An 11,329-nucleotide genomic window follows, 5' to 3' on the forward strand; every position below is an offset into this window, starting at 1 on the left:
GAGCTTGGGACCCGCAAAAACATGAGGATGCAGCGATTTTCAAGGAAAATCAGCGAATCCGAATGTTTTTAGAATTGTGAGAGTTGCATCGCAACGGAGCAATTCGTGGGTATCAGTTGGGGGCAAAAGGTATTTGTGTTTTTACGAAAGTTTTCGTAGGGATCAATTGTAAAAGGGAGGGCACTTATGAATACAGAAAATTTAAAGGAATTCATCGTCCTTGCAGAGACCAAAAACTTTTGGGAGGCATCTGAACGGCTCTATATGAACCAATCTACTCTCTCAAAACATATCAAAAATCTGGAATCAGAACTTGGCATTTCTCTTTTTACCCGAACCACAAGAAGGGTTGAGCTGACCAATTATGGAAGAATCTTTCTTCCCTACGCAAAATCCGTGATTCGTTCTGAATTCGAAGGGCTTTCTGCGATCCGCCGACTTCAAAATATTGAAAATGGTTTGCTTACGATTGGTGTGATTCCTTCCATGCCGCAATACCACATCACACAATTTCTGACGGATTTTCAAAAGGCTTATCCGCAAACTTCCATTCGCATCACAGAGGATGATCCAGTCAATTTAATGCAGTATCTTGAAGATGAAAAATGTGAGCTTATCTTTCAACGCGAAGAAAAGATGATCTTTGAGAAAAATTTTATAACCGATCAGCATATCATTCGTCTTCCTTATATGCAAGACAATCTGGTTGCCATTGTTCCACCGTCGCATCCACTTGCCACATTGCACTCTGTTTCTTTGCAACAATTAAAAAATGAACGCCTATGCCTCATTAAAGAAGGATCTTTGATGTATCAAATTGCGATGGATGCCTGCCAAAATGCAAATTTTGTGCCGAATATTGTCTTTACAAGTCATCGAATCGACTCAATCTTAGATATGGTCGTCAGCCAAAATTGTGTTGCCTTATTGATGGATGCGCATATCACGCAACAATCTGCCATTTCATGGTGTGCCATCCCAATTGTTCCTGTGATTTCGTCGCAGTTGTCACTCTGCTACCGCAGTGATCGAGCGCTCTCCAAAACAGCTCAGCTTTTTGTTGATTTCTGCAGCACAAAACTTTTTCAATCCAATTAAATCAACATTCACAAGGTGAAAAACGCGTATCCTGCACAATCTCATGTAGTAGCTGTGTCATTGTCTCCACTACAAATTGAATCTCCTGCGGTGTAATGGAATCATAATGAATACCGACAGACACTACTACAGGAACCTTCCATTTTTGAGAAAGCACTTTTGCCCACTGATCGCTGATGACATTGTCTCTGTGTCCATCAAATACATGGGAAACTAAATTCGATTGTTCATCTGCAATGCTCACAGAACCAATATGAGACCGATCACCGCCAGCAATCAACAGCTGCACACCACAGTCTGTCTGACAGATAAAAATCTGTACTTTTTTCCCTAAAAGAGTTACTTCTTTTTGCCAACTATTCATTCTCATGATCTGCCCCTTTACTTTATCTTCCAATTACATACCACTCCATGACTTCATTTCATTTTTTAATCCAACCACTTCCAATAGGCGCTCCACAAAATTGTTGGTCCACTCTTCTATCGTCGTGTAATTTTGATAAAAGCTAATCATAGGTGGAACAATGCGAACACCCATTATACTCAATTCCTGTAAATTTCTCAAATGGATTGGGCTTAGTGGTGACTCTCTTGGCACAAGAATCAAAGGTCTTGCTTCTTTTATCGTCACATCAGCAGCTCGCAATAAAAGATTATCACTGTAGCCCGAAACAATTCCTGCCACTGTTTTCATTGAACACGGCACAACAATCATTGCATCCATAGGAAAGCTACCGGATGCCGGACACTGTCCAATCTCGCCTATGTCATAACATACATCGGCAAGCGACTTCACCTGCTCAGCTGAATATGCGGTCTCCTGAGAAATCGTCAGCTCTGCCCCTCTCGTTAACAGCAGATGCGTTTCAACTGTTTCCATTTCCTTTAATCGCTTTAGCAGTTGAATTGCAATCGGTGCGCCAGATGCACCGCTAATTCCCACCAAAATTCTTTTTGTCTTCATCTGCTCAAACAAAATCCTTCCATTTTTCTTTATCGACATCCATAAACTTTGCTCTAATAAATTTCTCCTTAAGAGCAAACGGAACGGTACAGTCAAAAATTGTCTTGCAGCTAATTCCTTTGTCCAGAATGCTTGCGCTATACAATGGATCTGAGCTTGGATCAAGCGGATGACACCTTACACCTGGAATCATGATACAATCTCGATCTGCCTGAAATCTTGTATTCATCGCCCACAAGACATCTCTTGTATCAAAAATATCGACATCCTCATCGACAAGAATCACATGTTTCAATTCTGGAAATGCGCTAAATGCTAGTAGTGCTGCCTGTCTTTGCTTTCCCTCATCTGTATGAACCGTCTTTCTGCATTGAAGAATTGCCATATATTTTCCACCGCCTGATGGATGGGCATAGACATTTGTCACCTTCCCAGGCAATGCCTTCTCAATCATATTGTAGATGCTGGCTTCTGTTGGAATCCCTGCCAAATTGACATGCTCTTCACTCGGTCCAATTACTGTCTGCATGATTGGATTTTTTCGATGGGTGACTGCTTTTACCTTAATCAACCAACACTCATGACTTGCAACACCATTGTAGCCTGGAAACTCTGGCATCGCATATCCGGTATGCGTATTTTGATCTTCGACCACCTTAATTTTCGGCTGTATTTCTCCTTCAATTACATATTCTGCATTGGCTATTGCATGTTCATTGATTGAAATACAAGGCGTTAATACGACAGGTTCTCTTCGAATTGCACCTGCAATGGAAAGCTCATTGTAACCAAGCGGAGTTGTCGGTGGCTCGAAACAAGATCCAACCTCAATTGCTGGATCGACTCCAATTGAAATCGAAATCGGCAACGGCTGATTCAACTGGGTCGCTCGCTCTGCCATCACACCAATATGCCTGCTTCCCGGCTGCAAAAAAATCGACAATTCATCCTTTGATTGAATACATAACCGATGAATCGTCACATCGGAACACCCAGTATCTGGATGAGTCGCATAGCACATGCCCATAGTAATATACGGTCCAGCATCAACTGGTGTATTTGTGGGTGCTGGAATTAATTGAAATAAATCAAAGTCAGGGTCTGTTGCTCTGTGAACGACTTCCTGACATGCAGCCTTTTTATTTGATACAACTGGCTCAATCGGATTTAATGCTGCTTTGCACAGAAGCTTTCCTAACTCCTCTTTCTGGCATCCTAAAAGGGCTGCTACTCGCTTTCTACTCGCAAGCAAACCAATTAGCACGCTTGCATCGGTATGACCTTTTATATTGTGAAACAGCATTGCCGGTCCATCAATCGTTGTCGGGCGCATCACCGTTCCTCCTGCACCGACATGCCGATATACACCTGCAAGCTCTGCATTTGGATCCACTTCAATATCAGTCTCGATTAATTGATGATCCACCTGCTTCAGCATTGCTATCGCTGATCTTAAATCATTTATTTCCATAAAAAAAATCTCCTCATTCAAATTTCTTTATCACTCTGCCACTTCAGTATACCTCGCGGCTTTGGATAAAAAAATTCGAAATGAGAAGACTTTTGATTCCAGTTCGGACTTAATCTGCTTTCTTCAAGATCAAGACCCAATCATTTGCCTTTTCTTTTCTTGCGACTGGGCTGGCAAGCCATTTTTCTTGCCCCTTAATTGTTGTAATATAGCTAAGACTATTGCTTCTAGGGTCCATCCACCATGCATCAAGTGCCATATTTTGGAAGCGTCGAAGATCCAACAAAAACTCATCTCCCATGTAATCATAGCAGAGAATATAATCCTCGCCTGCAAACACAGAAATTCGATGGTAGCGCTCCTTCTGACCAAACAAAAGCAGACTGTCATCGGCTTTTCCATTGATGAAATCCACACTCTCCATCAAATCTTTCAGATATTTAAGCTGTGTACAGCCTGGATGGTGCATTGCATCTTGCCAAAGCTCACGCACACCATAAGCGCCCCGCTCATTGAAATCATCGTAAAACTGCATAATTGAGTTGCTTCCATAGGTATGACCTGCCGCTCCGGCAAACACAGACCAATACGCATAGCGGCGAACATCCCACTCCTCCCAGTATGGATTTCTCGGATTGTGGAGGCCCTGCGGAATGCCCTCATAGGAAGGCTCTGCATCAAGAGTTGGTTTTACAGTCTCATAGGAAAGATCTCGATCAACATATTTCCAATTGTCCTCGCCAAAGAATGTCTCACGCTCTGCATTGTCGTCCCACTCTCCAAGAGAAGCCTGATCGTATCTTCTATGTCCTGACTGAAACAGATTCATATCAAGCCACGGCTCATTGTGAAACCACAGAGAAGATGAAGTACGGCCAAACGGATGATATGCGACAATTCTCTCTGGATTATACGACTTCAAAATCTCACCTTCCAAGCAGAATACATCATAGTCAACATCACCACGCACATCGCCTCCCAAGATCCAAATCAAATTTTTGCGATTCTGATAGCGTTTTCCTAAGAAATTTGCATAGGTACGCATTGTTTCCATATTTAATATATTTGCTTTAACAAGAGATCCCCAGGCAGGAAGCAGACCAATATAGAGTCCCATCTGCTCTGCCATATCCAATATCTGATCAACAAAATTCCAGTACTCTGATTTTGTCACATCTTTTCTTCCAGAAGCCAGAGAAGATTCTACATCTTGTGGAGACTGAATTAGTACCGTCTGAATCACATTGTAGCCTTTTTCCTTGCGGTTTCTCAGATACGTATAAATTTCGTCCTCATTTAATTTCAAAAGCATCAGCCAAGCCGTATCACCCAGCCAGAAAAATGGCTTATCTCCCTCCATTAAATAGCGTCGGTTTTCGCTGATTGACAGATTGCCGAAGTTGTCAAATTTTGTCGTGATCGTTTCCATGATAAAGTTAAATCCTCCTAAATATTATTGGTTTCAGTGTACCATGGATACTTTCTTTTGTCATTTGATTTTTCTTAGAGAAATATGTAATTTTCTAATCTTTCCACAATCAATTCATGTATTGCGGTAAATGAGATGGCAATTGCAAAACCAAAATCTGCTTGCTTTTTTCAAATTTTTCCATTATAATAACCGCAAAATCAAAAAACAAAGCCGGCTTTTAAAGCGTGAAATCATGAGGAAACAGCTTATCCTCACAGATTTCACGCTTATTTTTTGCCGCAGGAGGTCAAATGAACAGACAAAATAAACTGGCAACTATGCCAATTCGCCCGTTACTATACACCATGGCAGTTCCTTTGATGCTGTCACTGCTACTGCTCTTCGAATTATTTCTATCTCCTTCGCATTTGCCGCTACGACAATCCTATGCGGTTACTTCGCCTCTGGACTTGGAAATGGTATCATCAATATGGTTAGCTCAGCGATTCGCCAATTTGTACTGCTAATTCCATGTCTCATTCTATTACTAAAAACAGTCGGTATTCGCTATGCCTGGTATGCATTCTGGATCGCAGAGATTATCACCTGCGTATATAGTTACTGCTCATCGCGCAAATTGCTGAAGAAGAGTTTACAGTGAGTCTCATCATTTAATGGGGGTGGGACTTTACTTTGGATAGTTTGGTGCGTTTGGGTAGTCACACCATTGACACTAAACTATCCTTCTACCCTACGATACATTTTCCACACCAATGGCATCCATTACAACTGTATCTTCTTTTGCAAGTTTTGCATCGCGGCTGTATTGGAACATCAGTCTCTCCAGACGGATACGACAAACCAGAACGCTTTGCCTGTACACTTTGGTATGCTTTCGGTATTCGATAAACTTTTCCATCTTTGACAAATACATTGCCTGTTCCGATAAAATCAAATCGAATATTTTCCTTTTCACACTGATCATGTAGCGATTTTACCCACTCATATCGACAGGGACGATTTCCGTCATAGTTTTCTCCGTCACAAAGAACTTGTTCAAATTGCTTTGTTGCAAGATAAGATTCAACATGCACTTCAGACAAAATCGGTGCAATCATAAAAGCCTTGTGTTTTGCAGGAATATCAAGCAATATCGGCAATCTTTCATCGGCTCTTTTTTGATTTTCCGTCGTGACACAAAGTATTACATTCTCCCAGCCATCATTCCAATCGAATGGAAGACACTGCTGGATTCGCCTGGCTCTTTTGGTCTGAATCCAAAAAGAAACATCCGAACGAATCCGAATCATATCCCATATTTCATCACGCCAGACATCTGCCTCTTCCAGAAAAAAATCAGACGTCATGCATACATGTAGCATTGTTCCAGACGGTATTTTGTAGATTCCCTGACGTGTTTTCTTTAAGGGAAGATTAAAATTCGTTTTAGTTTTATATATCAAACTTCCATCTTGATCCCTCTGCGCATCTAAGTAATACATATAACAATGATCACAGCCTTCACTGTATTTGTTACATCCATGCCACGGATTCCAACTATTCATTTTCATAATTCCGCTCTTGTTCCATCTGGCAATGCTTCAATATCTTCGATCGTTTTCAATGCTTTTTCATCGCAAGACGCATTGATCTTATCAAACAGCTTTGCGCATGCCAGTGTATCCTTCCACGGCACAACATCACTTTCCAATTTTCCAGCTTGAATACAGCGAATTGCATCCTGAATCTCATAGATAAAACCATTTTTCGTTTCTTGATCTACAAAATGTTCTTTTAATTCCCCGTCATTTCCATACAAATATGCCTCTGATGCATAGTGAGGATGGGGAAGAACGATTTTTCCAAATCGGCCATAAATTACCATCTGCTCCTCTAACTGTGCAACAAAGCTCGTCAAAAGATCAGCAAGCGTATCGTCAAAGCAAATTGAAACATGATTTGTGACATCAACACCTGTATCGCTCCAAGTTGCAGACACGGATATATCTCGAATTACTTGGTTTAAAATAAATGTCGTGATTTCATATGCATAAACCGTAATATCCTTTGCCACGCCACCTCCCAACTTTGGATTAAAATACCGATTTTCTTTTTCATCTGGCGCCAAAAAGCCAATATTACACTGCAAAACGGTTGGCTTTCCGATCTTTTCTTGTTCCACCCACCTTTTTACCTGTTGCACAGCAGGAAGGTACCGACTCCACAAAGCTTCCATAATAAAAATCTTTTTCTCACTCGCTAGCGCATACAAATTCTTCGCTTCCTCTGAATTTTGAAACATCGCTTTCTCACACAAAACTGGTACGCTGTGATTTACGCAAAGCACACTCAAACGATAATGATCATTTGGTGTCACTGCAATATAGGCACAATCTGGTCTTTCCTTCTCCAATAGTGTCTCGTAATCATCATAATAGCTTTCAACACCATTCTCCTTCGCAAAGTTTTCTGCTCGCGCAAGACTTTTACTGGCAACTGCACATACCTCGCATCCATCAATTCGCGATACGGCATCACAAAACTGTCTTGCAATATGACCTGCTCCTAAAATGGCAAAACGAAATTTTTTCATAAGGGTCCTCCTAGTATCAACTCTTAAGTAATTGTTATCGTATTTAATTTCTCATTACCTGATTATTCTCTTTTTTATACGCATCTTAAATTTCTGGCGAGTAGTCTATCTTAACCTCCCTGATCGGCTTCAGAAATTGATCTACATCATAATACAGCCGCTCCAATATCGGTATTAGGTCAATATATTCCTCAACCTCACCTACACTGCTATACTTTACCATTACAACCAAATAACCATGATCCCACTCCACTACTTTTATGTATCGTTCCAAACGAGTAGAGGTTCGAAAGCGAATCACTTCATTATTAAATTGAAATATTGTGTAGTTCCCTTGACTCCTTAAAATGGCGCATGTGTTCACTTTTTCACCTCCATTTCTGACTATCATTTGTTACTGTCTCTAATGCGCTACTTCATAATCTTATCCATCAATGATTTATAGCTGTCCACAACATCGTAAACAACATTGCCATTAGAGATCGCTTTAAAGTGTTCTCTTGCACAATGAATCTTGGATTCCTCAATCAAACGCAACTGCATAGAAGACATAGAACCCTTCGTTTCCGCCACAAAATAGATATGCTTTACTTTGCCCTCATAGAAAGCGATTGCCCAGTCAGGGTTATAATGTCCTACCGGAGTTGAAATATAGAATCCATCCGGTAGCTTCACATATACGGCCACATCCGTGTTGATATCTAATTCAGTAGCAAAGTCGCGTTCATTGGTCGAATCAAACACAACATGATCATACAAATGCTTCTTTGCTTTCATTGCATTGATGCCTAACCTACCCTTAATAGTCGGATCGGTAAAGACCTCCGTGCCGTAACACTCATCTAAAACATTGTAAGTAATGTGCTGAATAATTGCCGTAGCTTTTTCATCATTGATGAACGCAGCTGGCTCTAGTAGTTCTTGGCGAGACTGGGGTCAGGGCCGACCAGCTGTGTGCAGCTGGCAGACCTGCCCCCGAAACTTCGTCCTAACTGATAGCCTGGTTTTCATGCACTCGACCTTATTATGCCTGAAAATCCAGAATTGAAAGGGAGAATCGACCCTATTGCTTCTTCGCATTCTCTTCCAATTCCAGCATGTATTTATCAAAGTCAGACATAAACAATCTGTCCTGAATGACTCGATACTTTTCAAATTCAGTCTCAGCTTTTGCCTTGGCAATCTCTGCCGTAATCTTACCTGCGTCCAGAAGAACTTCTCTGTCATCCGCCATCAGGAATAGATCCAGACGCTTTGCCCAGTCCTCCATTGTCATCGGAATGTGACGTTCTGCACGATCCTCTGCCAGATCTAAATACGCTGAAACAATATGCTGTAATGAACGCATTTCCTTATCAGAAAGATAATTTTTTGCAACACTCACATCACTTTTTACAATCTTGCCTTCTGGTGCTGCTGCCCATGTAGTTAATCCCATATGTGGCTTACCTGCATCTGCTCGCTCATAAATCAACTCTGCTGCCGTATGTCCGTGAACTGCATAATGCATCTTATTCTGCACCTTGGCAAAAAACTGCTTTGTCGTTTTTGCCGTGCGGTCATAATCAAGAGCTGTGGCATAGATATCCGTTATCTTCTGATAGAATCTACGCTCAGATAAACGGATCTCACGAATCTGCTCAAGCAAACGATCAAAGTATTCTGTTGTGAGCACAGAACCACCATTTTTCAAGCGCTCGTCATCCATAACCCAGCCTTTGATGGTGTAGTCCTTTACGATACCATTGGCCCATTTACGAAACTGCACTGCTCGTTCATTATTTACCTTGAATCCAACCGCAATAATCATTTGAAGATTATAATGTTTCGTATCACGAGTGACCTGGCGTGATCCTTCGGTTTGAACTATTCGGAAATTCCGAATAGTTGCAGACTCTTCTAATTCACTATCTGCATAAATCTTTTTAATATGTTCATTTATCGTTGGTAAACCAACGTCATATAATGTGGCCATCATCTTCTGTGTCAGCCATATATTCTCATCCTCATAGCGCATCTCAATACTGTCCTGCTGATCACCAACTGAGGCAACATAAGTTAGATATTCTGCTGCGCTGGAACGGATGGTTATTTCATCTTTTTTCTTTTTCATATAGGATGCCTCCTTCTTCGATAAATCACTCTATAATAAACAATGAACGAATTTCTGTATACTCTCATCGCCCATGACAACGCTTATACTTCTTTCCACTTCCACATGGACACAATTCATTGCGGCCTATCTTCTTCGGCCAATTTGCTCTTTCCTGAACCATAATAGGAATTTTCCATCATGCATAAGTTCAAGTTCCCTCAGACGATACAAATATTCAGAGACTCCCAATATAGCTTGAAACATACACATTGCCTCATTTTCAAATTCAAGCAAATATTCTGTTTTCTTTTTTGTTCTATCTTTCGGATTAGGAATATAAGTTATCAGCTAGTCTACGGAATTGTATTCAACATCATTATGACCGATAGCATTTCTCAATTTCGCATTCACGAGGATTTTCAAAAAGCCTGTATAGTCCTCAGAATCCAAGCAAAAATGATATCTTGATGCTTTTGTGAGTTTAATATAATCCGAATTTTCGTCCTGAACTTCATCAGCATTATCAAAAGAAAAACTTAACCCTGGACGATCTTGCCCTATCTTCACGCTACCAGACAAGGAGGTTCCACATTTACCGCATGCTACTTCTATCGGATGTTCTTCTTGCCAGCCAACTTGCAAACGAACTCTAGTAATACATCCGCAAACCTGACATTTTATAAAAGTATTAAAAACCATAAAACCTGCCTCCTTAGGACTTATTACTGTTCCGGATCTTTGGAAATAGACAAGTATTCCATAATCAACTTCATCCCTTATATTGCATCCACTCTCAGCAGGACATAAAAGCTGAAAATATTATACTCTAAAGTATAAACAAAATCAATCTGAATCACATAGACAATCTATTTTCTTAGAAAAATCAACATTCAATCAAGTTAACTACCAATATAATAATGCCACAAAACTATTGTTTGTCAATGCAAAACATAAAAAAACAACAAAATTGCGTCCAATTTAAAATGTGAACTCATGCATTTACAATCCCTTCGCATATTCATAATTAGTTTAAATGCTAATTATCGTATTGCGCATTTAATGCCCTCTCGGGCTAATGACTCATTTCTACAGTACCCATTCAAAAACCTAGGTTTTATGCGGTTTCCAGAGCCTGTTTTTGCAGGTATTTGTCTGAATATTCTGACAGATCCTCATTTTCATGCATGTTTACAATTTGGACATATTTAACACGCCAAATCTTCCCAAACCCTGAATCTACTATAGCACAAAACTATTCCTCTGTCATCCTATTTTTTATTTCTACTCTCTTTAACTCCGGCGAGAAATATAGTAAGTCAGCATTTGCACCTACTTCCCATGGATTACAACAAAGTGATAAAATATGGGATGCTGGTGGATTTGTGACCACATTTAATAAGCCTCTCTGTTCAAACTGTTGATCAAGTTCTATTCTGCTGAAACGTATTGGAAGTTCTTTTAAAATTTGCAATACTTTTGCTTCTTGATCAGCTGACAGATTCATCCATATTGAACTGACAGCTGGTGGAATTACCACTGGCGTATTGCAAAAGCGTTCCCAATCATTCGGATGATCTGCAAAATATTTTTTGATTTCGGTTCTTTTCTCATCGGTAACAATTTTACAAAAGTCGGGCGGGAAAGCCCACGGTTTTAACCGTGGGATGAAAGCCAAGAAACTTTTTGCAATTATCGGA

Annotated in this window: 13 protein-coding genes; 1 reads left to right on the plus strand and 12 read right to left on the minus strand. The window is 40.4% G+C overall.

Going from position 1 to position 11,329, the window contains the following annotated elements:
• Nucleotides 1-186 precede the first annotated feature (186 nt).
• Nucleotides 187-1,098 (plus strand): LysR family transcriptional regulator, encoded by a 912-nt coding sequence (locus LKD48_RS15685; protein WP_308732563.1) that lies wholly within the window; start codon nt 187-189, stop codon nt 1,096-1,098.
• Between the two features lies 1 nt (nt 1,099).
• On the opposite strand, the gene lpdD is transcribed toward LKD48_RS15685, so the two are convergent.
• From lpdD to LKD48_RS15740, 12 genes are all read right to left on the minus strand, one after another.
• The gene (lpdD, locus tag LKD48_RS15690) at nt 1,100-1,468 is read right to left on the minus strand and encodes a prenylated flavin chaperone LpdD (protein WP_118611996.1); all 369 of its coding nucleotides are present in this window, start codon (nt 1,466-1,468) and stop codon (nt 1,100-1,102) included.
• Between the two features lie 27 nt (nt 1,469-1,495).
• On the minus strand, nt 1,496-2,101 hold the full coding sequence (locus tag LKD48_RS15695) for a UbiX family flavin prenyltransferase (protein ID WP_308732564.1): 606 nt from the start codon (nt 2,099-2,101) through the stop codon (nt 1,496-1,498).
• Nucleotides 2,067-3,533, minus strand: a complete 1,467-nt coding sequence (locus LKD48_RS15700) for a UbiD family decarboxylase (RefSeq protein ID WP_308732565.1) — start codon at nt 3,531-3,533, stop codon at nt 2,067-2,069. The genes LKD48_RS15695 and LKD48_RS15700 overlap by 35 nt, the downstream gene beginning before the upstream one ends.
• Before the next feature lie 109 nt (nt 3,534-3,642).
• A complete protein-coding gene (locus LKD48_RS15705; protein ID WP_308732566.1) occupies nt 3,643-4,962 on the minus strand; it encodes a glycoside hydrolase family 140 protein in 1,320 nt (439 codons plus the stop codon).
• 728 nt (nt 4,963-5,690) lie between these two features.
• Nucleotides 5,691-6,515, minus strand: coding sequence for a DUF5131 family protein (locus LKD48_RS15710; RefSeq protein WP_308732567.1), 825 nt, complete (start codon nt 6,513-6,515; stop codon nt 5,691-5,693).
• A complete protein-coding gene (locus LKD48_RS15715; RefSeq protein ID WP_308732568.1) occupies nt 6,512-7,537 on the minus strand; it encodes a Gfo/Idh/MocA family protein in 1,026 nt (341 codons plus the stop codon). Before LKD48_RS15715 ends, LKD48_RS15710 begins: the two co-directional genes overlap by 4 nt.
• Before the next feature lie 85 nt (nt 7,538-7,622).
• Nucleotides 7,623-7,901, minus strand: a complete 279-nt coding sequence (locus LKD48_RS15720; RefSeq protein ID WP_308732569.1) for a DUF7724 family protein — start codon at nt 7,899-7,901, stop codon at nt 7,623-7,625.
• A 47-nt stretch (nt 7,902-7,948) separates the two neighbouring features.
• On the minus strand, nt 7,949-8,314 hold the full coding sequence (locus LKD48_RS15725) for a restriction endonuclease (RefSeq protein WP_308732570.1): 366 nt from the start codon (nt 8,312-8,314) through the stop codon (nt 7,949-7,951).
• 286 nt (nt 8,315-8,600) lie between these two features.
• Nucleotides 8,601-9,650, minus strand: a complete 1,050-nt coding sequence (locus LKD48_RS15730; RefSeq protein WP_308732571.1) for a virulence RhuM family protein — start codon at nt 9,648-9,650, stop codon at nt 8,601-8,603.
• Between the two features lie 64 nt (nt 9,651-9,714).
• Complete coding sequence (locus LKD48_RS16685) at nt 9,715-9,813, minus strand: SEC-C metal-binding domain-containing protein (RefSeq protein WP_227094359.1); 99 nt, start codon at nt 9,811-9,813, stop codon at nt 9,715-9,717.
• Between the two features lie 167 nt (nt 9,814-9,980).
• Entirely contained in the window at nt 9,981-10,331 is a 351-nt protein-coding gene (locus LKD48_RS15735) for a hypothetical protein (RefSeq protein ID WP_308732572.1), read from the minus strand.
• A 553-nt stretch (nt 10,332-10,884) separates the two neighbouring features.
• Nucleotides 10,885-11,329 (minus strand): hypothetical protein (locus LKD48_RS15740; RefSeq protein WP_308732573.1); only part of this gene is annotated, 445 nt, incomplete at its 5' end.

Origin of the sequence: Anthropogastromicrobium aceti, assembly GCF_020687335.1 — a bacterium.
Taxonomy (GTDB): Bacteria; Bacillota; Clostridia; order Lachnospirales; family Lachnospiraceae; genus Anthropogastromicrobium; species Anthropogastromicrobium aceti.

What these genes read in the sequence shown, in the direction of transcription:
- LKD48_RS15685 (WP_308732563.1), top strand. Translation starts at nt 187, where the DNA reads ATGAATACAGAAAATTTAAAGGAATTCATCGTCCTTGCAGAGACCAAA.
- lpdD (WP_118611996.1), bottom strand. Translation starts at nt 1,468, where the DNA reads ATGAGAATGAATAGTTGGCAAAAAGAAGTAACTCTTTTAGGGAAAAAA.
- LKD48_RS15695 (WP_308732564.1), bottom strand. Translation starts at nt 2,101, where the DNA reads ATGTCGATAAAGAAAAATGGAAGGATTTTGTTTGAGCAGATGAAGACA.
- LKD48_RS15700 (WP_308732565.1), bottom strand. Translation starts at nt 3,533, where the DNA reads ATGGAAATAAATGATTTAAGATCAGCGATAGCAATGCTGAAGCAGGTG.
- LKD48_RS15705 (WP_308732566.1), bottom strand. Translation starts at nt 4,962, where the DNA reads ATGGAAACGATCACGACAAAATTTGACAACTTCGGCAATCTGTCAATC.
- LKD48_RS15710 (WP_308732567.1), bottom strand. Translation starts at nt 6,515, where the DNA reads ATGAAAATGAATAGTTGGAATCCGTGGCATGGATGTAACAAATACAGT.
- LKD48_RS15715 (WP_308732568.1), bottom strand. Translation starts at nt 7,537, where the DNA reads ATGAAAAAATTTCGTTTTGCCATTTTAGGAGCAGGTCATATTGCAAGA.
- LKD48_RS15725 (WP_308732570.1), bottom strand. Translation starts at nt 8,314, where the DNA reads ATGAAAGCAAAGAAGCATTTGTATGATCATGTTGTGTTTGATTCGACC.
- LKD48_RS15730 (WP_308732571.1), bottom strand. Translation starts at nt 9,650, where the DNA reads ATGAAAAAGAAAAAAGATGAAATAACCATCCGTTCCAGCGCAGCAGAA.
- LKD48_RS16685 (WP_227094359.1), bottom strand. Translation starts at nt 9,813, where the DNA reads ATGGTTCAGGAAAGAGCAAATTGGCCGAAGAAGATAGGCCGCAATGAA.
- LKD48_RS15735 (WP_308732572.1), bottom strand. Translation starts at nt 10,331, where the DNA reads ATGGTTTTTAATACTTTTATAAAATGTCAGGTTTGCGGATGTATTACT.